This is a genomic window from Kitasatospora sp. NPDC101235 (assembly GCF_044767505.1).
Classification (GTDB): Bacteria; Actinomycetota; Actinomycetes; order Streptomycetales; family Streptomycetaceae; genus Kitasatospora.
Genome location: NZ_JBIWNZ010000046.1, coordinates 21,991 through 42,722 on the forward strand (window position 1 = coordinate 21,991; position 20,732 = coordinate 42,722).

18 protein-coding genes and 6 pseudogenes are annotated in these 20,732 nt (G+C 71.7%); 15 read left to right on the forward strand and 9 right to left on the reverse strand.

Translation table 11 applies throughout. From position 1 onward, the window contains the following. Nucleotides 1-22: 22 nt before the first annotated feature. Nucleotides 23-523, forward strand: a pseudogene (locus ACIRRH_RS40480) (FG-GAP repeat domain-containing protein); the annotation flags it as partial. Nucleotides 524-827: 304 nt separating this feature from the next. On the opposite strand, the gene ACIRRH_RS40485 reads toward ACIRRH_RS40480, so the two are convergent. The 4 genes from ACIRRH_RS40485 to ACIRRH_RS40500 form a co-directional block, all read right to left on the reverse strand. Continuing rightward, nucleotides 828-1,040, reverse strand: coding sequence for a hypothetical protein (locus tag ACIRRH_RS40485; RefSeq protein WP_403077966.1), 213 nt, complete (start codon nucleotides 1,038-1,040; stop codon nucleotides 828-830). Next, the gene (locus ACIRRH_RS40490; RefSeq protein WP_403077968.1) at nucleotides 1,037-1,702 is read right to left on the reverse strand and encodes a hypothetical protein; all 666 of its coding nucleotides are present in this window, start codon (nucleotides 1,700-1,702) and stop codon (nucleotides 1,037-1,039) included. Before ACIRRH_RS40490 ends, ACIRRH_RS40485 begins: the two co-directional genes overlap by 4 nt. A gap of 200 nt (nucleotides 1,703-1,902) precedes the next feature. After that, the gene (locus ACIRRH_RS40495; protein WP_403077970.1) at nucleotides 1,903-2,325 is read right to left on the reverse strand and encodes a tautomerase family protein; all 423 of its coding nucleotides are present in this window, start codon (nucleotides 2,323-2,325) and stop codon (nucleotides 1,903-1,905) included. A gap of 46 nt (nucleotides 2,326-2,371) precedes the next feature. Further along, complete coding sequence (locus ACIRRH_RS40500) at nucleotides 2,372-3,073, reverse strand: SDR family oxidoreductase (RefSeq protein WP_403077973.1); 702 nt, start codon at nucleotides 3,071-3,073, stop codon at nucleotides 2,372-2,374. 115 nt (nucleotides 3,074-3,188) lie between these two features. On the opposite strand from ACIRRH_RS40500, the gene ACIRRH_RS40505 reads away from it, so the two are divergent. The 4 genes and pseudogenes from ACIRRH_RS40505 to ACIRRH_RS40520 all read left to right on the forward strand — a co-directional run bounded on the left by ACIRRH_RS40505 (nucleotide 3,189) and on the right by ACIRRH_RS40520 (nucleotide 6,289). Then, nucleotides 3,189-3,767, forward strand: coding sequence for a TetR/AcrR family transcriptional regulator (locus tag ACIRRH_RS40505; protein WP_403077975.1), 579 nt, complete (start codon nucleotides 3,189-3,191; stop codon nucleotides 3,765-3,767). Nucleotides 3,768-3,988: 221 nt separating this feature from the next. Continuing rightward, nucleotides 3,989-4,303 (forward strand): annotated as a pseudogene (locus ACIRRH_RS40510) (transposase); the annotation flags it as partial. A 242-nt stretch (nucleotides 4,304-4,545) separates the two neighbouring features. Beyond that, complete coding sequence (locus ACIRRH_RS40515; RefSeq protein WP_403077978.1) at nucleotides 4,546-5,631, forward strand: NAD(P)H-dependent flavin oxidoreductase; 1,086 nt, start codon at nucleotides 4,546-4,548, stop codon at nucleotides 5,629-5,631. A 64-nt stretch (nucleotides 5,632-5,695) separates the two neighbouring features. Continuing rightward, nucleotides 5,696-6,289 (forward strand): hypothetical protein, encoded by a 594-nt coding sequence (locus ACIRRH_RS40520; RefSeq protein ID WP_403077981.1) that lies wholly within the window; start codon nucleotides 5,696-5,698, stop codon nucleotides 6,287-6,289. Nucleotides 6,290-6,677: 388 nt separating this feature from the next. Here the strand turns inward: ACIRRH_RS40520 and ACIRRH_RS40525 are convergent, their stop codons facing one another. Then, nucleotides 6,678-7,136, reverse strand: coding sequence for a winged helix-turn-helix transcriptional regulator (locus ACIRRH_RS40525; protein ID WP_403077983.1), 459 nt, complete (start codon nucleotides 7,134-7,136; stop codon nucleotides 6,678-6,680). A 286-nt stretch (nucleotides 7,137-7,422) separates the two neighbouring features. On the opposite strand from ACIRRH_RS40525, the pseudogene ACIRRH_RS40530 reads away from it, so the two are divergent. The 4 genes and pseudogenes from ACIRRH_RS40530 to ACIRRH_RS40545 all read left to right on the forward strand — a co-directional run. After that, nucleotides 7,423-7,658, forward strand: a pseudogene (locus ACIRRH_RS40530) (steroid 3-ketoacyl-CoA thiolase); the annotation flags it as partial. Beyond that, on the forward strand, nucleotides 7,655-8,740 hold the full coding sequence (locus ACIRRH_RS40535; RefSeq protein WP_403077986.1) for an alpha/beta fold hydrolase: 1,086 nt from the start codon (nucleotides 7,655-7,657) through the stop codon (nucleotides 8,738-8,740). The pseudogene ACIRRH_RS40530 and the gene ACIRRH_RS40535, both read left to right, overlap by 4 nt. A 219-nt stretch (nucleotides 8,741-8,959) precedes the next feature. Further along, nucleotides 8,960-9,133 (forward strand): annotated as a pseudogene (locus tag ACIRRH_RS40540) (IS481 family transposase); the annotation flags it as partial. Between the two features lie 707 nt (nucleotides 9,134-9,840). After that, nucleotides 9,841-9,942, forward strand: coding sequence for a hypothetical protein (locus ACIRRH_RS40545; RefSeq protein WP_403078008.1), 102 nt, complete (start codon nucleotides 9,841-9,843; stop codon nucleotides 9,940-9,942). Nucleotides 9,943-10,002: 60 nt separating this feature from the next. Here ACIRRH_RS40545 and ACIRRH_RS40550 read toward each other — a convergent pair whose 3' ends face one another. Further along, complete coding sequence (locus tag ACIRRH_RS40550; protein ID WP_403077988.1) at nucleotides 10,003-11,838, reverse strand: IPT/TIG domain-containing protein; 1,836 nt, start codon at nucleotides 11,836-11,838, stop codon at nucleotides 10,003-10,005. On the opposite strand from ACIRRH_RS40550, the pseudogene ACIRRH_RS40555 reads away from it, so the two are divergent. Together ACIRRH_RS40555 and ACIRRH_RS40560 are read left to right on the forward strand one after the other, a co-directional pair. Further along, a pseudogene (locus tag ACIRRH_RS40555) lies at nucleotides 11,839-12,741 on the forward strand (IS701 family transposase); the annotation flags it as partial. 478 nt (nucleotides 12,742-13,219) lie between these two features. Further along, nucleotides 13,220-14,698 carry an alpha/beta fold hydrolase gene (locus tag ACIRRH_RS40560; RefSeq protein ID WP_403077991.1) on the forward strand — a complete coding sequence of 493 codons (1,479 nt, stop codon included), beginning with the start codon at nucleotides 13,220-13,222 and terminating at the stop codon, nucleotides 14,696-14,698. 45 nt (nucleotides 14,699-14,743) lie between these two features. Here ACIRRH_RS40560 and ACIRRH_RS40565 read toward each other — a convergent pair. From ACIRRH_RS40565 to ACIRRH_RS40575, 3 genes and pseudogenes are all read right to left on the reverse strand, one after another. After that, nucleotides 14,744-14,976: pseudogene (locus ACIRRH_RS40565) on the reverse strand (transposase); the annotation flags it as partial. Nucleotides 14,977-15,073: 97 nt separating this feature from the next. Next, a complete protein-coding gene (locus ACIRRH_RS40570) occupies nucleotides 15,074-15,571 on the reverse strand; it encodes an RICIN domain-containing protein (RefSeq protein WP_403077994.1) in 498 nt (165 codons plus the stop codon). Between the two features lie 387 nt (nucleotides 15,572-15,958). After that, nucleotides 15,959-16,564 (reverse strand): SMI1/KNR4 family protein, encoded by a 606-nt coding sequence (locus tag ACIRRH_RS40575; RefSeq protein ID WP_403077996.1) that lies wholly within the window; start codon nucleotides 16,562-16,564, stop codon nucleotides 15,959-15,961. A gap of 152 nt (nucleotides 16,565-16,716) precedes the next feature. Between ACIRRH_RS40575 and ACIRRH_RS40580 the strand changes: the two genes are divergently transcribed. The 4 genes from ACIRRH_RS40580 (at nucleotide 16,717) to ACIRRH_RS40595 (ending at nucleotide 20,539) form a co-directional block, all read left to right on the forward strand. Then, nucleotides 16,717-16,947 (forward strand): ferrous iron transport protein A, encoded by a 231-nt coding sequence (locus ACIRRH_RS40580; protein WP_403077999.1) that lies wholly within the window; start codon nucleotides 16,717-16,719, stop codon nucleotides 16,945-16,947. Then, entirely contained in the window at nucleotides 16,947-19,166 is a 2,220-nt protein-coding gene (gene feoB / locus ACIRRH_RS40585) for a ferrous iron transport protein B (RefSeq protein ID WP_403078002.1), read from the forward strand. Before ACIRRH_RS40580 ends, feoB begins: the two co-directional genes overlap by 1 nt. Continuing rightward, complete coding sequence (locus ACIRRH_RS40590; protein WP_403078005.1) at nucleotides 19,163-19,540, forward strand: FeoC-like transcriptional regulator; 378 nt, start codon at nucleotides 19,163-19,165, stop codon at nucleotides 19,538-19,540. The genes feoB and ACIRRH_RS40590 overlap by 4 nt, the downstream gene beginning before the upstream one ends. A gap of 516 nt (nucleotides 19,541-20,056) precedes the next feature. Beyond that, nucleotides 20,057-20,539, forward strand: a complete 483-nt coding sequence (locus tag ACIRRH_RS40595) for a transposase (RefSeq protein WP_403078011.1) — start codon at nucleotides 20,057-20,059, stop codon at nucleotides 20,537-20,539. Nucleotides 20,540-20,732: the final 193 nt, after the last annotated feature.

Below are 20,732 nucleotides of genomic sequence, written 5' to 3' on the forward strand. Positions count from 1 at the left end.
TCGGGCGGACAAGTCCTAGCTAGTCCTCGGCGACTTCGGCACCACCCAGGGCTGGAAGTCGGTCGCGAAACATCCCCGGTTCCTGATCAGGACCACCGCCGACGGTCACGCGGACCTGGTCGGCTTCGGCCCGCAGGGCGTCGCGGTGGCCCGCGGGCGCGGCGACGGCACCTTCGAGCCCGCGAAGCTCGTCCTGAACGACTTCGGGACGGCACAGGGCTGGACGCCCAGGAAACACCTCCGCTTCCTCGCCGACGTCACCGGCAACGGCATCCCGGACATCGTCGGCTTCGGCGACGAGGGCGTCTGGGTGTCGCACGGCCTCGGTGAAGGCCGCTTCGAGCAGGCCCAGTTGGTGTGCCGCGGCTTCGGATACGGCGACGACTCGGGCGCCTGGCGGGTCGATCGGCACCCCCGCTTCGTCGCCGACATCACCGGCGACGGGCGCGTCGACCTCGTCGGCTTCGGCGGCCCGGGGGTGTACGTGGCGCGGAATCTCCACCGCCGCTTCCGGACCCGCTAGCGCGGCGGCGCACCCCGGAAAGCGGTGCGCCGCCGCGGATCTGGGAGCAGCCGTCGACCACCAGGCCCATCGGTGTGCTCTGACCTGGGCTGATCCCTTGACGTGCGCGAACGTCGGCCACCGCTTCGTTCCACGGCTCGCGTTCTTGACGAGCACGCCGGGAGAACCGGATTCGCGCACTCGGGCCACTCCTGGTGGCTGCGTGAGGACTCTCCGGGGCCGTCGGATGGGGCCGCGAGCCGGGGCGGCGGCAGAGGGATTTTGCGGGAGAAACCCCTGGGGAACTGCTTCGCGCTCCTGAAGTTTATCGAATTCCATCGAGAAGTCGGCAGGTCGCTTTTCCTGTGGACGCGGGTCGGCGCCCTGCCTGCGGCGAGGAATCCAGGCCGACTGCCGTCAGCATGCCCGCGCTGGCGAGCAGGCCGGTGAGGACGGAGATGCCCAGGAGTGCGGTGCGGGTCGAGTCGCCGTGGTTCTGGGCGAACGCGATGGCCGCGCCGCCGAGTCCGGCGATCACGCCGGTCGCCAGGGTCTGGGCGAGGTGCAGCGCGCCGCCGGCTTCACCCTGCTGCTCCGGCGGGGCCTGTTCCAGGGTGTCGGTGGTGGAGGCGTTGAAGCCGATACCCATGCCGAGGCCGCCGATGGCCCATCCGACCAGGGCGGTCCAGGAGGGGATTGCGCTGTCAGGATCGTCAGCGCGATCAGCGCGACGCCCGCCAGCGGGATCGCGAAGCCCAGCACGGTGGAGGCCGTGCGGCTGCCGTTCTTCCCGTTGTCCCGCTTGGCCTGCAGGCCCGAGCCGACAACCCAGGTGAGGGCTCCGGCGGACAGGCCCAGACCGGCCAGTGTGGTGCCCATGCCCCGCAGTTGCTGCAGCCCGAGGGGCAGGAAGGCTTCGCTGCCGAAGTAGACACCGCACAGCAGGCCACGGACGACGACGCCCGCGCCGAGGCCGGGCCGGGCGCTGAGGGTGCCTTCCGGGGTCACCCGGCGCAGCGCCGGCACGGCGACACCGGCCACGGCCAGCACGATCAGCAGGACGGGGTTCTTCAGCAGCAGAGCCTGAAGCAGGACGCCGGTGCCCGCGGTGACCAGGATCGCGCTGGCCAGCGGGCGCTTCCACCACGCGACCGGGACTCCGGCATCCGTACGTCTGGTGGGCGTGGACGGGAAGCGCAACCTGCGACACGGCGGCGGTCAGTACGGCGCCGCAACGCGCACACGGCCATCCATCATCCCCACCTCTGGAAACCAGAAGTCTCCCAGCTCGGTGATCGACCGCCAACACCTTTTCAAGTCCGCAGCGTGGCGGGTGCGCGCGCGGCGCTTCCGGGGCCGGGGGCCGGCAGCGCTGCCGACCCCCGGCCGTATCGAGGTGATCAGCACGGGCTCGGGCGGTTCTCCCGAGCCCAGTGCCGCTCGGCCTCGCTCGCTGGCGGGGGCGGGGCCATGCCGTCGATCATCCAGAGGTCCTGCGGCGTCTCGTCGATGTGGAATTCGCAGTACAGCCCGCGGTCCTTGGTGTGCGGCGCGAGGAGCGCGGCGAGCGCCTCCCGGGTGCGACGGCGCATGTCCGGGTCGCTGGTGTGTCGGGCGATGTGCTCGACGACGATGCGTACGGCGTCCGGCGTGGGCTCGCCGCCCACGTAGAACGAGTCCGCGTCGATCTCGTGGAAGAGCACCACGACGTAGAACTTCGGCAGCCCGAAGCGGGTGTACAACCCGGTGATGTCGTCGGCGAGTTGCTTCTTCTGCGGCGGGGTGTAGGTGCCGGGAGGGTGGTAGACGTGCCAGAGCGGCATGGTTCTCCTCGGTGCGGTGGGGTGCTGCTTCGGGCGTGGTGGCGGTTCAGCGGCGGATGGAGATGCCGAGGCGTTCCACCGGTCCGGACAGTGCGGCCTTGATCGTGCGGGTGGCGTCGTCGACGAGGATCTCGCTCTCCCCGCGCTCGACGCCGTCCAGGACGATGCGGGCGACGTCGGCGACCGAGATCTTCTCGACCGGGATGGCGGCGACCATGTCGGTGTCCGCGAAGCCCAGGTGCACGCCGACGACCTGGGTTCCCTGGGCGGCGAGTTCGAGGCGCAGGGAGTTCGTCAGCGACCACAGGGCGGCCTTGGACGCGCCGTACGCGCCGGCTCCGGCCCCCCAGGACAGCAGGGAGTGCATGTCGACGAGGGCGCCTCCGCCGCGGGCGGCGAGCACCGGCGCGAACGCCCGGGCGATCCGCAGCGGGCCGAAGACATTGGTCTCGAACGTCTCCCGGACCAGCCGCAGGTCCGCGGTGAGCAGCGGCCCCGGGTGCAGGACGCCGGCGTTGTTGAAGACGAGGTCGACGTCTGGTGCGCGCTCGGCCAGGGCGGCGACGGAGACGTCGTCGGTGACGTCCAGGGGGAGGACCTCGACCCGCTCGTCCGGGCTCGGGGCGGGCTTGCGGGCGGTGGCGTAGACCTTCTTGGCCCCGCGCCGGAGCAGTTCCTCGACGAATGCCTTGCCGATACCGCGCCGGCCTCCGGTGACCAGTGCGACAGAGCCTTCGATCACGGTCATGTGCGTTCTCCTCGCTCTAGGATGGCGTTTAGATTATTACCATCATCTATACGGCTGCGGAAGTAGGATCCTCAAGAGCTCCAGAAGGCTCAGGACGAAGAAGGGACCGCCGACCATGCCCCGCGTGTCACGAGCCGAGGCCCAACAGCACCGGCAGCAGGTGATCGACCACACCTCCCGGCTGATCCGGGAGAAGGGCGCCGACCGGGTCAGCGTCCCCCAGGCCATGGCCGCCGCCGGGCTCACCCACGGCGGCTTCTACCGCCACTTCTCCTCGAAGGACGACCTCGTCGTCCAGGCCCTCCAGGCAGCCTTCACCGAGCGCCGCGAAGCCATGGACCGGGTCGCCGAGGCCGCTCCCTCCGACCGGGCCGGCCGGTCCGAGTTCCTGACGCGCTACCTCTCCGACCTCCACCGCGACACCCCCGCCGGCGGCTGCGCCGCCGCCGCCCTGGCCGCCGACGCCGCCCGCGCCGAACCCGGCGCCCCGATCCGCACGGCCTTCACGGCGGGCCTGCTCGACCTCGTCGACGGCTTCCAGCAGCTCGGCGGCGACGCGGACGACCGCGGCACCGCCCTCGCCGAACTGTCCACCCTGGTCGGCGCCATCCTCCTCGCCCGCGCGAGCGACGACCCGGGCCTCTCCCAGGAGATCCTCGCCGCCGCCCGCCGACAGCTGAACGCCCCGGACTGATCCCACGCCCAGGCAGGCCGCGGGCCGGTGTCGCCTGGTAGTGCTCTGTTACGTGCTGCGCGGGGTCTGGTCAGGTGCCGGTTTCGGCGGTTCTCTGTCAGCGTGACTCCGGAAGAACTGACAGTGTTACGTGACGAGTTGGAGGAGTTCGCGGCGGAGATCTTCGCTCCGCTGCGACGCTCGGACAGCAGGATAAGGGCCTGAGCTATCTGCGGGGCCTGCTGCTTGATGGGCGGCGCAAGTCGATGCAGCCGATGGCCGAGCGCCTCGGAATCGACCACCAGCGCCTGCAGCAGTTCATCACCACCTCGCCCTGGCCCCTGGACGAGGTCCGCACCCGTATCGCCCGCCGGGCCGTAGAGGCACTGGAACCGGATGCCTGGGTGATCGACGACACCGGCTTCCCCAAGGACGGCAGCGCCTCGCCCGGGGTCGCCCGCCAGTACTCCGGAATCCTCGGCAAGGTCGGCAACTGCCAGATCGAGGTGAGTGTCCACGTCGCCACCGGCCAGGCGTCCTGCCCGCTCGACTGGCGCCTGTTCCTGCCCGCCGCCTGGGACCCACTACTAGGCGTACGAGCGGGTGCATGCGGGGTGGGACGGCCCGGCGGCCGGGATGGCCGCTCGTCATGCAGTCACCGCAGGGCATATGGTTTGCTTTTCCAACCCTCCAGGCCTCTGGTAAGTTCAGTTTTCCAACCCGATGCTCCGCTCGGTTGGCTCCCCGGCCCCCAGGTGGCGTGCCTGCCGTCGCGAGGGGCCCGAACGAAGGAGTGGACATGTCCGTCGGCCGAGTGTCGACCCGTACCCGCATCACCGAGCTCCTCGGCATCGACCACCCGATCGTGCAAGGGCCGTTCGGTGGCGGCTACTCCACCGTCCGCTTGGCCGCCGCCGTGTCCAACGGCGGCGGCCTGGGCTCCTACGGCGCCCACGTCCTCGCCCCTTCGGACATCGCGGCCACCGTGGCGGAGATCAAGGCCCGCACCGCGCGCCCGTTCGCGGTGAACCTCTGGATACCGCAGCCCGGCGAACGCGAACTGACCATGACCGAGTCCGAGTTCGCCACCCACCTCGGGCGGCTCCGTCCGTACCTCGACCGGCTCGGCCTGCCCGACCCGCAGTTCCCCGCGTCGTTCGGCCAGGACTTCGAGCAGCAGGTGGACGCGCTGCTGGAGGCCCGGCCGCCGGTCTTCAGCTTCGTCATGGGCATCCCGCCCGGGAACGTCCTGGCCGAGGCCCGGCGGCGCGGCATCGTCACCCTCGGGACGGCGACGACCGTCGACGAGGCGGTCGCGCTCGACGAGGCGGGGGTCGATGCCGTCGTGGCCTCCGGGGCGGATGCCGGGGGCCACCGAGGGGCGTTCCTGCGGCCGATGGAGGAGTCCCTGGTCGGGACGTTCTCCCTCGTCCCGCAGGTCGTCGACGCCGTCTCGGTACCGGTCGTCGCCGCCGGCGGGATCGCCGACGGCCGCGGGATCACTGCCGCACTGGCACTCGGCGCCGACGCCGTCCAGATCGGCACCGGATTCCTCGCCACCGACGAGTCCGGCGCGAGCCCCGTCCACAAGCGGGCCCTGCACAGCCCGCAAGCCCGCGTCACCGTGCTGACCAGCGCCGTCTCCGGCCGCCAGGCCCGGACCATCGCCAACCGGTTCGTGCGGGACATGGCCCGGCACGCGGGCGACCTTCCGCCGTATCCGGTCCAGGGTGCACTCACCGAGCCCATCCGCCGCGCGGCCGTCGAACGGGGGCTCCCCGACTACCTCAACCTCTGGGCGGGGCAGGCCGCACCGCTCACCCGACCGCGCACGGCCCAGGAATACCTCGCCGCCCTCGTCGAGGAAATCCGGCCCCGCGTGTAACGGCACGTTCCCTCCCGTGCGGCCCCCGCGCGGCCACCCTCTCTCATCACACAGGACGGACCCCGTGCTGTCTTCGACATCGGCCACCACGCCGACCGCCACGGAAACCGCCGCAGTCGACGAGTGGTTGGCGGACCCGGAGTTCCTGGTGACCGCGGACCCGGAACGGGTCATCGCGCTGCTCGATGTGGCGTCGAGTCCGGCGGCACGGGTGTGGACCGCGGTGTACCGGGTGTCGGCGGAGCTGCGTCGTACGGCCGGTGCGGGCGTGCGGCGGCAGTTGCTGGCGCTGGACGCAGCCCGGTACGGGGAGCGGGAGTTGTCCGCGCGGATCGCCGCGGCAGTGGTGGAGGGCGAGCCCGCCGGGCGGTGGAGCGTCGAGTGGTCCAGCGGCTCCCGGCTCGACCCGCGGTGCCGGCCGACCCCGAACGGCTACCTGGGGCAGACGACGGCGATAGCGACGTTGGTCGGGGACGGTCGCGCCCTGGCTGTCACGGGCCATTACGGCGGGGCGGTGGCGGTACGGGATCCGGTGACCGGCCGGCAGGTCGGCCGGCAACCCATGGCCGGCCACACCCGCCGGGTGTCGGCGGTGGCGACGACGTTGCTGGACGGCTGCCCCGTGGCCGTCACCGGCGGGGACGACGTCCGGGTGTGAGGCCTGACGACCGGCCGGCAAGTGGGCCGGCCAGCGTGTTCGGGGTGCTGATCGCGGCCGTCCATTTCGCGTCGGCGATGGCGTGTGACGGCCGCGGTGCGGTGTTGATCACCGTGGCATGCCGCGGCCCGACGCCCGGTACACCAGCCTCTCGCTCGGCAAGGCCGGGGCGAGGGCGCTCACGGAACTGCTCTTCGAGGTGTATCGCTCGCACGGCATCCATACCGTCACCGTCGCGGTCGACTGCCGCATGGTCCGTGGCACCGGCTCCGATCCGGACCTGGTGGCCGGGCGCTACTGGACGCCGTATCAGCAGAGGTATGAGCAGTGGCGCCGCGAAGTCGTGCACACCGGTTCGACGCCTGTCCGACCGGGCCCGGCTCTTGGATCATTCCGGCCCGGCGACGGTCCAGCCGGGGGTTGTGAAGCGCGGGGTGAGGGAGCGGCTCTCCACCTCCGTGCCGCAGGCGCGGCAGACGACGGCCGGGTCGAGCGTCGCGCCGCAGGAGTGCTCGAAGACGGTCGGCGGCACGTCGTTGAGGTGGCGGTCGCCCCAGCGCAGCAGCATCAGCAGCACGGGGCGCAGTTCCTCGCCGGCCGGGGTCGGGCGGTACTCGTACCGGGGCGGGCGGTCGTTGTACTGGACCTTCTCCAGTACTCCGGCGTCCACCAGGCGGCGCAGCCGGGTGGTGAGGATGTCACGTGGCGCCCTGATGTTGCGGGCGATGCCGTCGAAGCGGTGCACACCGAAGAAGACCTCACGCAGGACAAGAAGCGAGTACTTCTCCCCGACCACTGCGAGCGCGTCGGCGATCGAGCAGGGGCGGGGGGTTGCGGCTGTGGTCATGTCGTTCATTGTAAGGATCTCGGTTGGCTTTTCCAACCCGCCCTCCTATAGTGAGTCTGGTTTTCCAACTCGCCGGTGGAGGTGGTGGGAATGGACGGGCTGATGGTCAGTGTCCATGCCGCACAGCGGCCGGGCGGGGCCGAGAGCATCGCCGCCGTGAACGACTTCACCTCCGGCCTGCACAGCCCTGCTCGTCACCGGCATGGCTTGGCTGCTCAGCGCCGCGGCCGTCGTACTTTCCCGGCCGGAGACCCTGAGCACACCTGGCCGAACACTCCCCTCGACGAGCGCCTTCGCGAGCGAGGTCCTCGCCCGGCCGCAGGAGACCGGTTTGCCGATCCGGCGAAGGTCGACGTCAACGGCGGCGCCATCGCCGTCGGCCACCCCCTCGGCGCCAGTGGTACCCGACCGATGACCACCTTCGTCCATGCCCTGCACCAGCGCGGCGCCCGCTGTGCCCTGCAGGCGATGTGCGAGGCCGACGGCCTCGCCAACGCCACCATCCTGGAGGTACTCACGTGAACGACCCCAGCACCCGGACCACCTTCACACGTGCCGGCGTCACCCTGACCGAGGGCATCGCCGCCGGCAACGGTCACTCGATCTCCTACCTCGCAGCCGGTCCGGAGGACGGTCCGATGCTCGTCTTCGTCCACGGCTGGCCGGCCAACGGCCGCACCTGGAAGCACCAACTGACCGCCTTCGCCGCGCTCGGGTTCCGCGTGATCGCGCCCGACCTGCGCGGCTACGGAAGCTCGACCGTGCACCAGCGGCGAGACGCGTACGCCCAGGAGCACCTCGTGGGCGACATGGTGGCCCTGCTCGACCGGCTCGGCCGCGAACAGGCCGTCTGGATCGGACACGACTGGGGCAGTGCAACCGTCTGGGGCCTCGCCGCTCACCATCCCGAGCGCTGCGCGGCCGTGGCCAGCATCTGCGTCCCCTACCGCACGCTCGAACGGGGGGTGCCGGCTCTTCTCGAACACGTCAACCGCTCGATCTATCCGCCGGACACCCACCCGTACGCCCAGTTCGACTACATGCACTACTACGCGTCCGAGGCGGAGCGAGCCGCGCAGGTCCTCGACGCACGGCCGGCCAACAGTGTGAGGGCCTTCTTTCGTGGGGGCGTTCCGGCCGCTCACGGCAAGCCGGGACCGACCTCGGAGATCACCCGCAACGGGGGATGGTTCGCAGGCGCGGACGCGGTCCCGGACCTCCCGCCCGACACCGGCGTCCTGGACGAGGAACTGCTCGCGGACCTGACGTCCTCGCTGACCGGAACGGGATTCGGGGCCTCGATCGCCTACTACCTCAACGACGAAGCCAACCGCGCCTACAGCGACACCTCGCTGAACGGGGGACGGCTGGACATGCCGGTCCTGTTCCTCGAGGCGTTCTACGACCAGGTCGCCGACACGTCCGTGTCCCGGCTCGCGGAGCCCATGCGGCGCTACTGCACCGACTTCACCGAGGAATCCATCGAGGCGGGCCACTGGGCCCAGCTCGAACAGCCCACCGCCGTCAACGCCGCGCTCGCCCGCTGGCTTGCCACAAAGACCCCGAGCCTGTGGCCCCAGCCGACCCACCCGCCCAGGACCTGACACCAGGTCGGCGATCACAGCCGATGGGCCGGGCCACGCCGCCGTCGACCGGTGCCCTGCCACATGACTCCCGGACTCAAACCGGAACCACCAGGTCCGAGACGGCGGTGGTGAGGGGCGGCGGCTGGCCGCGATCAGGAGGAGCCGCCTGCGCAGCAGCAGCGGTTTTGCCCTGCCGAACATGCTGCGCTTGAGCATTGTCAGGTCGTTGACGCGGCCCTCGACCGGCCCAACACCCCGCACCACCAACCCACCGCCACCAAGGCCGAGGTGATCGCCCGGATTGAACAGCTCCGCAGAGAGAAGAAGTGGTCAGCCCGTCGAATCGCCCTGGACCGGGACGGAGGTGGCCGTCGGCGCCGGACTGTTCGGCGTGGCCGTGCCGGTGTCGGCGAAGCCGATGAAATGGCTCCACAGCCACACCAGCGCGCAGACGCCGACGATCGTCAGCCGCTCATCTTCCTCGCGCTCGGCCGCGGGTTACGTCGGATGTGGCTGCGGACGACGTGGTATCCCTCGGGTACCGGCATCGGATGGGCTCCCCTCCCGTCGGCGGGCCGCCCCTCGCGGCCCGCTCCGCCCTCTGGTGTAGCAGCGCCCTCCGACACGACCTGACGGAACGTCGACAATCGATCACAGGCTGCAGCGGGAATCGGACACGGATCTCGTGCCGATACCGGCTTCCTGGCGGGGCCAGTCGCTGGCATTGGCCAAGGCCGCCGAACTGCCTGACACAGCAGCGCCCTTGGGGGCCGAGGCGGTCGCAGCTACGGCCTCCACCCTGGGAACCATCTGTCAGCTGGACGAATGCCCGGCCGCAGCAGGGTGCGGTGGACATCATGGATGCATCTGGCGAAAACCAGCGGCGTACGCCGGGGCGCAGAAGAGGGGCGCTCGCGCCCTGAGCCGGTCAGCGGTCGCACGGCCACTGTCAGCCCGTCAAAGCGAGGCCCGCCGCGACCGCCACCAGGCCCGCTTCCTCTTCCGGGACGCCGCCTCCCGCACGGTTCACCCCGACTGGGCGGACCGCGCCGTCGAGGCCATCGGTCGGCTCTGGGGGCGGGGGCGCCTGGCCGGACGATGCCGGGCTGGTCGCGCTGATCGCCGAGCTCTCCGTCGAGAGCGCGGAGTTCCGCCGGATCTGGGCCTCGGGGGAGGACACCGCCGCGGCCGCCGCCTTCACTCGCTTCGCCGGGGCCTGACGGCCGACGGGGTGGCCGTGGCATCCAGCCACGGCCACCCCGTCGGTCGGGTCGGTCCGGTCAGCCGAGGCGGCGCCGACGGCGGCCGATGGCAAGGGCGAGGCCGCCGAGGATCAGCAGGGCGCCACTGATCATCGCCGTGGTGAGCGCGGTGGAACCGGTGCTGGCGAGGGCTCCCGACGCCTGCCCGGCCACCGGGGCCACCGGGGCGGGCGAGGTCCCCGTCGCGGGCGGGGTCGACGAGCCCTCCGGGGCGGCCGGAGCCGTGGTCGACGCGCTGGGGCCGGGGGTGCCGGGCGTCCGGCCGGCATCGGTCGGTGTGGACGTCGGCGTCGGCGTCGGCGTCGAGGTGGGCGTGGCGGTGTGGTCGGTCGTGCAGGTCTTGGTGGTGTCGCAGGTGCCGCGCTTGTCGTCGGTGGTGGTGACGGTGTTGTGGAGCTGCTTGTCGCCGTTGGCGTTGACGGTGACGGAGTAGGTGATGGTCGCGGTGCCGTCCTGGGGCAGGTCGCCGGTCCAGGTGAGCTTGCCGTCCTTGACGTCGGCGGTGCCGGTGGTGGCCTTGACGTCACCGTTGTAGGCGGCGTCGTCCAGGACCTTCGACAGGTCGTCGGTCAGGGTCGCGCCCTTGACCTCGCCCGTGCCCTTCTGGGCGACGGTGACGGTGTAGGTGACCTTGTCGCCCGTCTTGACCGTCGAACCCGGGGCGGGGTCGGCGGTCTTGGAGAAGACGTAGGAGCCTTCCTCGTAGGTGTACTTTCCGGCCGCGCCGGTGCCGGCGGGGGTGGTCACGGTGACGTCCACGGCGCCCGGGGCGGTCCCGGTGGGGACGGTGGCGGTGATCTGGGTGTCACTGTCCACGGTGAACGCGGTGGCGGGCACGGTGCCGAAGTTCACCGCGGTGGTGCCGGTCAGGTTGGTGCCGGTGAGGGTGACGGTGGTGCCGCCCGCCAGCGGGCCGTGGTCGGGCGCGACGGCGGTCACGACGGGCGCCGGTGCGTCGTAGGTGTACTTCCCTGCGGCGAGGTCGCGGCCCGCGACGGTCGCGGTGACGTCGACGGCGCCGGCGGCGTGCGCCGGGACGGTCGCGGTGACGGTGCTGCGGTTGACCACGGTCACGTCGGTTGCCGGGACGCCGCCGATGGTGACCGCAGTGGTGCCGGCCAGGTACTTGCCGGTGAGGGTGACGGTGGTGCCGCCGGCGACCGGTCCGTGGGCTGGGCTGACGCCGGTGACCGTCGGCTGGGCGATCTTGCCGACCGCCACACCGTACGGGCCGCGGTCGGCGGGGATGGTCTCGGTGACCGTGTTGGTCGCGGTGTCGATCACCGACACCGTGTCCGCCCCGAAGTGCGCGACGTAGACCCGACCGCCGTCCGGGGTCACCGCGAGCGCGGACGACTGGCGGCCGACCGGGATCTGGGCGACAACCGCCCGGGTTCCGGTGTCGATCACGTCCACCCTGGGAGGGGTTCCGTAGTTGGCCACGTAGGCGCGCCCGCCGTCCGGCGCGAAGGCCACTGCGAAGGGGGTCAAGTCGACCTGGATCGTGGCGGCGACGGTGTTGGTCGTGGTGTCGATCACTGAGACGGTATTGCCACCGGCGTTGGGGACGTACACCTCCGAGCCGTCCGGCGACATGGCGATGTTCTGCGGGCGGCTGCCGACCTGGACGGTGGCGACCGCCGACTTGGCCACCGGATCGTAGACGGTGACCGAGGTGGCGCCGGCGTTGGCGATGTAGAGCAACTTCGCCGGGGGTGCCGCGTGCCCGGTCGTGGCCGGGACGACCGCTCCCAGGGTGCCCAGCACCATGGCTGTCACCGCCGCCGCCGTTCCGGGCCGCAGCCTTCGCCAGCGGCCCGAACGAGTTGCCCCGATGTCGGGGACCAGTGCCATGTACGCGCGTACGTCGTCGAGCACCTGGCCGATCCGGGCGGAGTGCTGATCGTGGACGACACCGGGTTCCTGAAGAAGGGCGTACGTTCGGCCGGCGTCCAGCGGCAGTACTCCGGCACGGCGGGCCGGACCGAGAACTGCCAGGTCGGGGTCTTCCTCGCCTACTCCGGGCCACGCGGCCGGACCCTGATCGACCGGGCTCTCTACCTGCCGAGATCCTGGACCGACGACCGCGACCGCTGCCGGCGGGCGGGGATCTGCGACGAGGTCGAGTTCGCCACCAAGGTCCAGCTCGCCAGGGCGATGGTCCGCCGGGCGGTCGACGACAGGCTCCCGTTCCGGTGGGTGACCGCGGACGCGGGCTACGGCTACAGCAAGGGCTGGCGCACCGAGCTCGAACAAGCCGATGTCTTCCACGTCGTGGCCACCACCCGACAGGACACCGTTGTCACCCGGCGGGCCCTGGACCACCCGCTCCACGACCTGATCGCCGATCTGCCCCGGCAGAAGTGGAAGCGCCGCTCCTGCGGGGAGGGCGCCCACGGCCTGCGGATCTACGACTGGGCCCGCATCGAGGTCCGCCCATGGCATCGCCCGGACCGCAAGCACTGGCTCCTGGCCCGCCGCAGTATCACCGACCTGGCGAAGATCTCCTACTACATCGCCTACGCGCCCGCCGGGGCCACCCTGAACGAGCTGATCGCCGTCGCGGGTGCCCGCTGGGCGATCGAGAAGTGCTTCCAGACCGCCAAGGGCCAGTGCGGCCTGGACGACTACCAGGTCCGCCGCTACCCCGGCTGGTATCGGCACATCACCCTCGCCATGGCGCCCTACGCCTACCTCACCGTCCTGCGCGCCCAGCAACTCGAAAAGGGGCCGGAGCCGCTCGAACGCCAGACCTGATACCCCTCACCCTCCCCGAGATCCGCCGGTTGATCACCGGCCTCACCCGGCCCGTCCGCCGCAGCATCGCCCACGTCCTGCACTGGTCCCACTGGCGCCGCCGACGCCAACACCAGGCCCGCACCAGCCACTACAAACGACGAGGCCACAGTCCAGGGGCTGAAGCCTCGTCACATTAACCGCCGTTGCAGTACTAGCCGGAAAGCGACCCGCACCAGCGCACCGAAACGGCTTGCCGTCCGGCGGTCCCCGTTCTCCACCCCGCCGGGCGACCCGCGCTCGGGGACAACGGTGGGCGGCCGGTCGGCGGTTCACCTGGACCGGTAGAAGACGGGAAATGGGCCTCCGGCAGTACGTCAGCGCTCCGCTGTACGCCGCAGGTTGGATCATGAGCCCATCCCGGCGCCGTACGGGCGCGGGCGGGGGCGGAACAGAGACTGGAGGCGATCCGGGACACGATTCTGCACGAAGGACTGGCATGGTTCTGCGAGACGGACGAACGACCTCCCTGCTGACGGCCGCCGCGGTGACGGCCGTCCTGGCGGCGCTCACCCCCGCGACGGCGTTCGCGGCGGAGGACCCGCTCCAGCGGTACGCGCAGCAGTGGCTCCGCTGGGAGCGCTGCGACGCGGGGCAGCCGGCCGCGTTCGAGTGTGCCACCGTCCAGGTGCCGTTGGACTACGCCGACCCCGGGGGCCGGAGGATCGACCTCGCGATCTCGCGGATCAAGGCGGGCAGTGCGAAGGCGCGGCACGGCGTGCTGCTGATGAATCCCGGCGGCCCGGGCGTTCAGGGGCTGACCATGCCCGTGGAGATGGAGCCCCTGCTGGCGCCGGAGGTGCGGGAGCGGTTCGACCTGATCGGGTTCGACCCGCGCGGGGCCGGCAAGAGCTCGCCGATCACGTGTGACCTGACGGCCGACGAGCGGAGCAACCCGCACCCCTACACGGCGAAGACCTTCGCCCGGGACGTGGACCGGGCCCGGACGGTGGCCGACAAGTGCCGGGCCAAGGCGGGGGACGTGCTGCCGCACATCACCACCCGCAACACTGCGCGGGACATGGACGTCGTCCGGGCGGCACTGGGAGAGCGGAGGATCTCCTACTTCGGGTACTCGTACGGCACCTACCTGGGCTCCGTCTACACCCAGATGTTCCCCCAGCGCTCCGACCGCTTCGTGCTCGACAGCGCGCTCGATCCGGCGCTCGCCTGGCGGGGGACGCTCCGCAGCGCCGCAGCGGGGGCCGAACTGGCCTTCACCCGGTGGACGGAGTGGGCCGCCGCACGCCACGCCACGTACGGGCTGGGCGCCACCCCCGCCGAGGTCCGGAAGACGTACTGGGACCTCATCGCCCGCGCCGACCGCACGCCCGTCCCGACCACGAACGGGGCGCTGAGCGGCGGAGACATCCGCACCGGGTACACCGGTTTCTCCTATGTCGCCACCGCCACCCCCTGGATCGCCGCGCTGAAGGCCGCGTCCGAGGGTGGACCGGCCGCGCCGGCCGAGCCCGTGCCCTCCGGCACGGAGGAGCAGGAGAACAACCAGACCGCCGTCACGTGGGCCCTGTTCTGCGGCGACGCCCGCGGCTGGCCGCGCGACCCCGAGCAGTACCGCCGGGACGCGATCCGCGACCGGGCTGCCTACCCGCTGGCCGGCGACTTGGGGGCCGGCATCCAGCCGTGCGCCTTCTGGAAGTCGCCGCCCCGCGAGGCGGCCACCGTGGTGAACACCGGCGTCGGCGCGCTGATCGTGCAGAACCAGTGGGACCTGCGGGCCACGCTCGCCATGGCGCAGGGCATGCGACGGGCGCTGCACGGCGCGCGGATGATCACGGTGGCCGGCGGCGAGGGGCACGGAGTGGTGGTGGCCGGCCCGTCCTGCGCGGGCGCCGACGTCACGCGTTACCTGACCACGGGCCGGCTGCCCGCGAAGGACCTGACCTGCGGCGGCTAGGTGTTCTGACCCGTGAGGTCGGGGACGCGGCTGGAAGACGGTGGCGGTCTTCTCGTAGCGAGTGGCCAGGCCGCGCCAGTTCTTCAGACGATTGATGCACCGTTCGACGGTGTTGCGCTGCTTGTAGGCCTCGCGGCCGACCGCCAGGGCGGTCGGCCGCCCTGGCGGCCCTTGCGTTTGCGGTTGGCGACCTGGTCGGCGGGCTGCGGGATTACCGCCCGGATCCCGCGCTCGCGCAGGTGCTCGCGGATGGCCCTCGACGAGTAGGCCCGGTCTGAAGGCGGTCCTCAACGGTCCCGCGCTGGACGTGCGGGTCAACCTGGACCCGGACGAGTAGTGCTCCGGGGCTGGTGACGCCACTGGATCGTGAGGCGGTTACGCGTTCATCAGCTTCCACTGCTGGCGGTTGCTGGAGGTGCAGGTCCAGGTGTAGGTGTTGTGTTCGGAGTTGCTGCCCATGCACCTGGTGTTGCTGCCGTCGGACACCGACCACTTGACCGTGGCGCCCGGTGCGGGGGAGTAGGTGGGGGACCATCTGGTTCCCGCGCCGCCGCATCGGATCGCCGTCAGTTTCTGGCCTTCGCTGTAGGGGGAGCCGGACAGGCAGGTGCCGTAGTCGAGGTTCCGGAGCTGGTAGATGCCGCCTCCCAGCGGCTCGACGTTCCATCTCTGGTCCGTGTACGTGTTGCCGCACGTGGCTGTCTTCACCGTGTTGCCGTCGTAGTACAGGCACCAGCCGGTGGACTTGTTCATGAGTCTGACGGCATTGTTCTGGGGGGTGAGTGTGGTCGTCGCGTTTGCCGCGGGGCTGGCGAGCGCCATGCCGAGGAGGGCCGCGGTGGCAAGCGCCGAGGCCCGTGCTGCAGTACGCATCGAGGTTCTCCTTCACGGTGCGGTGGAGCCCGGTGGTGTTCCTGACCGCATGGTTGTTGCCTGGGCAGTCGTTTCCCCTGGCTCGGGCCAGGAGACCCGGTCTGCTCGCAGTACCACGGTTGCCGCGTCACTCCTGTGGCGCACGCGGGCTGCGGCAATCGGGTGACTGGCGTGCGGCTGCCGGCCTGCTCGTGATAGTGCTGGCCGACTCGGCGGGGACACTCTCCACGCCGTGCCCTGGCGGTGAGCCGGGGCGCGCCTCGATGGTCGCGTCGTCCACCCCGGGCGGCCGGCGGTGCGGGCGGCCTGGCCGCCGCAGGTGAAGAAGCGGGTGCGCCGCGATGCCGACCAGCGCGGCTTCATGCTCCACAATCAGGCGACCTTCGGCTACTCGGCGGCCGGCGGCACCACCGTGGTGACTCCGTCGAATCGCAGCTGGGGATCGGAACCGGGCGCGCAGCCGTCCTCCACGAAGTCGATGTAGCCGATGTCGACTTCGTAGGCGCCCCGGTCCAGCAGGTCCAGGTAGTGGGCGAGGAGCGAGGTGACGGAGTCGCAGACGTGGAGCGGCCCATCGTCGTAGTCGCGGCCGATCTGGATCACTTGTCCGGGGCGTCCGGCATGGGCGGGGGACGTGTCGACCGCCAGGTAGTTGCCGTCGTTGGCGGTGGCGAACGGGAGCCACGCGGGGTGCTCGTGGCAGCGCCGGACCGTACCGGGTGGGTCGGCGTCCAGGACGGCCGCGTCCCAGTGGTTCTCCCAGCCGGTCCACGTCGTTTTCCGCAGGTCGGCGTTGGCGTCGACCAGCCGGGCCAGCGGTATCCAGCTGAGGTTGCCGAACAGGCCGGGGGCATCGTCCCCGCTGCCGTCGGCGAGCAGGTACAGCGCCCGCAGGTCGGCGGGCAGCGGTCGGCCGAGGCGGCGCTCGGCGTCGGCGAGGGGCGTGAGCTGGCCCGCAGGCGCACGACCGCACAGGAGCTGGACTCCCTCCACGGGTGTCCGCTGGGCGAACAGTCGGATGGTCCGGTTCGGCGGATGGCATCCCGGATGCCGGGAATGTTCTGAGGCACCCTGCCTTTCGCCGTGAGGTTAGGTACGCCTAGCCTTGTTCTGTTCGACGTTGTGTGGATGGGGGGAGAGGACGCATGCGCCTGCGCGACTGCACGCCGGGAGACCGGCTCACCTTGTGCCGGCTGCGGGTGCGCGCCGCCGACCAGTTGCGGCTGCTGGAGCTCGGCTTCGTGCCGGGCGCGTTGTTGCAGGTGGTCGCCCGTGGAGCCACCGGTGGGCTGCTGGTGGGCCTGGGCGACGCGCGCGTCGCCTTGGACGGTGCCACCGCGGGCGCGCTGCTGGTCGAGCCGGCAGGGGCCCGCTGATGGCGCTTCGGGAGCGTACCGGCGGACTGCGCCGCGCCACTCGCGCCGCGGTGCTGGAGAAGCCGTGCTGTGACCCGGTCGAGGACGCCGGAGACGTCGCCGTCCGCACCGAGGTCCCTCGGGTGGCCCTGGTGGGCAACCCCAACGTCGGCAAGTCGACTCTCTTCAACGCGCTCACCGGCGCCCGCCAGCACGTGGGCAACTGGCCGGGCAAGACCGTCCACGTCGCCCGCGGCACCTGGCGCCCGGCCGGCACCGCGTACACCGACGGCCTGACCCTGATCGACCTCCCGGGCACCTACAGCCTGGTGCCCCGCTCCCCGGACGAGGAACTCACCCGGGACCTGCTGGTGGACCACGGCCTCGACGGTCGCCCCGAGGTGGTCGTGGTGACCGTCGACGCCGCCAACCTCGCCCGCAACCTCTACTTCCTCAGCCAGGTGCTGGACACCGGCATCCCGGTGGTGGTCGCCCTCACCATGGTCGACGTGGCCCGCTCCCGCGGCCTGGAGGTCCGCCCGGAGTCGCTGGCCGACGCCCTGGGCACCCCCGTCGTCCCGGTCGTTCCCCACCAGGGGCACGGTCTCGACGACCTGGCCAGGGCGGTCTGCGCCATGCTCGCGGACCCGCACCCGCCCCGCCCCGCAGATCTCGGGGGCGCTGTGGAGGACGAGACCGTGGCCCTCGCCGCCTCGGTGGCCGCCGGGGCGGGGGAGCGCTACGCCCCGCGCTGGCTGGCGCTCGCGCTGCTGTGTGACGAGCCCGTTCCCGCCGTCCCCGAGGAACTGCGTGCGCAGGCCCGCGAAGCCGGGCACCGCCTGCTCCCCGCCACCCCGGACAGCCCGGCCGGTCTCGAAGACGACCTGCCGGAGGACGACCCGCAGACCCTGGTCGCCGAAGCCCGCTACGCCTGGGCGCACCAGGTGCTCGCCGCCGCCGTCGATCGCGGCGGTGCCGCCGACCGCCTCACCCTGACCGACCGGGTCGACCGGGTGCTGACCTCGCGATGGCTGGGCATCCCCGTCTTCCTCGCCGTCATGTGGGGCGTCTTCACCGCCACCACCACCGTGGCGGCCCCCCTCCAGGAGGGCCTGCAGGCGCTGCTCGACGGCCCGGTGAACCGCGCCGCGAGCGCCGCCCTGGAGGCATTGCACGCACCCGACTGGCTCTGCGGCCTGGTGCTGGGCGGACTGGTCGGCGGCGTCGGCCAGTTGCTCACCTTCGTCCCGCTGATGGCGATCATGTTCGTGCTGCTGGCCCTCCTGGAGGACTCCGGCTACATGGCCCGCGCCGCCTTCGTCGTCGACCGGGTGATGCGCCTCATCGGCCTGCCGGGCCGGGCCTTCCTGCCCCTCATCGTCGGCTTCGGCTGCAACGTGCCCGCGCTGGCCGGCACCCGCATCCTCGCCAACCGTGGCCACCGACTGCTGGTCGGCATGCTCATCCCCTACGTCACCTGCAGCGCCCGGCTGACCGTCTACGTGCTGCTCGCCAGCGTCTTCTTCGGCGACCGGGCGGGCACTGCGGTCTTCGCCATGTACGTGATCTCCATCCTGCTGGTCATCGGGATCGGCTGGCTGTTGCGCCGGGTCCTCTTCCGCGACCTCCGGGACGAGGCGCTGGTGCTGGAGCTGCCGCCGTACCGCAGGCCCACCGTACGGGTGGTCGGCATGCAGTCCTGGCAGAAGCTCAGCGCCTTCCTGCGGACGGCGGGCGGTGTCATCGTCGCCACCGTCACCGCCGTGTGGCTGTTCTCGGCGATCCCGCTCGGCGGTGGCCACGGCGGCTTCGGCAAGGTGGAGATCGAACACAGCGTCTTCGGCGGCACCGCCCGGGCCGTGGCCCCGGTCTTCGAGCCGGCCGGGTTCGGTGACTGGCACTCCGCGGCCAGCCTGATCACCGGGTTCGTCGCCAAGGAGGCCGTGGTCTCCACGATGGCGCAGACCTACCAGGTGAAGCAGCCCGACGACAACCAGCAGGCCGATTCGCTGGGCACCGCCCTGCGGTCCACCTTCGACCACACCTCGCACGGCCGGCCGGTGCCCGCCGTGCTCGCCTTCATGGTCTTCCTGCTCGCCTATACGCCGTGCATGGCGACGCTCGCTGCGCAGCGGGCGGAGATCGGCACCCGGCTCACCCTGCTGGGCACCGGCATGCAACTGGCCGTCGCCTGGCTGCTGGCGGTGGCGGTGTACCAGGTCGGGGTGCTGCTGTGGTGAGCCTGCCCTGGACGCGCCGCGAACCCGCGCCCGCCGCTGCCCCTGCGCCCGCCGTCGCCTCCGTGCCCGCCGTCGCCCCGGCCGGCCGGGGCGCGCTGCGCGCCGTGCTCGCCGAGATCCGCGACGCCCGCGGCGGCGGGGTGAGTCTGGCGGAGGTGGCCAGGCGAGTCGGAGTCAGCCGGGAGGAGGCCGAGGCGATGGTGGAGTACTGGGTCGGACGCGGCGCCCTCGACACCACCGACCTCGGTCAGGGCTGCTCCTCCGGCGGCTGCGGCGGCTGCCCCTCCGTAGCCCGGGACGGGGGTCCCGGCTGCGGCACCGACGGACCCTCGGGGCCGGTGCTGGTGGCGATCACGGTTCGTCCCCGCCCCTGATCCCGCGCACGTGCGCCACTCCCCGCCCTTCAGCCGTCGGACAGTCCCTCCTCCCACGGCTTGGGTTCGGCGGAGAACACGTGGGCCGGCCCGACTTCCCACACGTGGGGCTGCCGTCGACGTCGGACGAGGTCGAGCGGCCGTCCGATCCGACCTCGCTTCTCCATCACCCGGCGGGCGGCGTCCATGAGACCGAGCGGTCTGGCGGCGGCGTCCTGCGGACCGTCCGGTAGCCGGTCAGCGGGTGCGACTGGAACTGAAGGCGCGTCGTCTCGTATGCGGGAGCGACCTGGCGGGCAGCGGACGTTCGCCGAGCAGATCCAGGATCTGACGTCCCGGCACGCGCGCCGCACGACCGCCCTCACCGCCCAGCTCACCGACATCGCCCTGTTCCTGGGTGGACGGGCCGGAGCCCGGATCTCCGGACGCCTGGACATGACCACGTGCAGGGACACTCTGCCCCGTCTCATCCGCGCACTGCCCGTCCCGCCGTCGGGCCGCGTCCCGCGTCTGGGCATGGACGAGTTCGCCGTGCGCCGCGGTCGCCCCTACGCGACAGTCCTGGTGGACATGGACACCCACCGGCCGGTCGACGTCCTCGCCGACCGCACCGCGAACACCTTCGCCACCTGGCTGCACGACCACCCCGAGGTACGGGTCATCTGCCGCGACCGCGCCGGCTCCTTCCGCGACGGCGCCAGCACGGGTGCCCCACAGGCCCAGCAGGTGGCTGGCTGTGTAGGTCATAGGAGAGCACTTGTCAGTGGGCGACGCCGGACCCACCGCGCTGACCAACCACCGGCAGACCATCGGGGACCTGCCGGCGGATGCCCTGGGCGGCCAGTGGACCAAGGTGGTCCGCGACGACAACGACGACGGCTGGCACGAGTACGACGACTCGATGCCGGTCATCGCGACCGTCCTGGAGCCTCTTGGCCGAGCACGGCCCGCTCGGACCGGTGTGGTGGCGCGACAACCGCGCCGGACGGCACTCCCTGACCGAGGCGCTGGACAACCCGAACAACCGCGCCGCCTACGACCAGCGCCAGGCCGTCCGGGAACGCGAGCGAGCTGATGGACTCCCTGGCCTGCGTCGACTGCGCAGGCGTCCTTGGGGAGGAGAGCCATCTGGGTGAACGGCGGCCGCCAGTGGACCCGCCACCCCGCCGGGTCCTGCTGGTCCTGCCACCAC

Bases quoted from the DNA above. Each gene is read 5' to 3' on its own strand.
- ACIRRH_RS40505 (WP_403077975.1), top strand. From the start codon at position 3,189: ATGCCCCGCGTGTCACGAGCCGAGGCCCAACAGCACCGGCAGCAGGTG.
- ACIRRH_RS40550 (WP_403077988.1), bottom strand. From the start codon at position 11,838: ATGGCACTGGTCCCCGACATCGGGGCAACTCGTTCGGGCCGCTGGCGA.
- feoB (WP_403078002.1), top strand. From the start codon at position 16,947: ATGGCGCTTCGGGAGCGTACCGGCGGACTGCGCCGCGCCACTCGCGCC.
- ACIRRH_RS40560 (WP_403077991.1), top strand. From the start codon at position 13,220: ATGGTTCTGCGAGACGGACGAACGACCTCCCTGCTGACGGCCGCCGCG.
- ACIRRH_RS40500 (WP_403077973.1), bottom strand. From the start codon at position 3,073: ATGACCGTGATCGAAGGCTCTGTCGCACTGGTCACCGGAGGCCGGCGC.
- ACIRRH_RS40595 (WP_403078011.1), top strand. From the start codon at position 20,057: ATGGACGAGTTCGCCGTGCGCCGCGGTCGCCCCTACGCGACAGTCCTG.
- ACIRRH_RS40580 (WP_403077999.1), top strand. From the start codon at position 16,717: ATGCGCCTGCGCGACTGCACGCCGGGAGACCGGCTCACCTTGTGCCGG.
- ACIRRH_RS40515 (WP_403077978.1), top strand. From the start codon at position 4,546: ATGTCCGTCGGCCGAGTGTCGACCCGTACCCGCATCACCGAGCTCCTC.
- ACIRRH_RS40525 (WP_403077983.1), bottom strand. From the start codon at position 7,136: ATGACCACAGCCGCAACCCCCCGCCCCTGCTCGATCGCCGACGCGCTC.
- ACIRRH_RS40495 (WP_403077970.1), bottom strand. From the start codon at position 2,325: ATGCCGCTCTGGCACGTCTACCACCCTCCCGGCACCTACACCCCGCCG.
- ACIRRH_RS40570 (WP_403077994.1), bottom strand. From the start codon at position 15,571: ATGCGTACTGCAGCACGGGCCTCGGCGCTTGCCACCGCGGCCCTCCTC.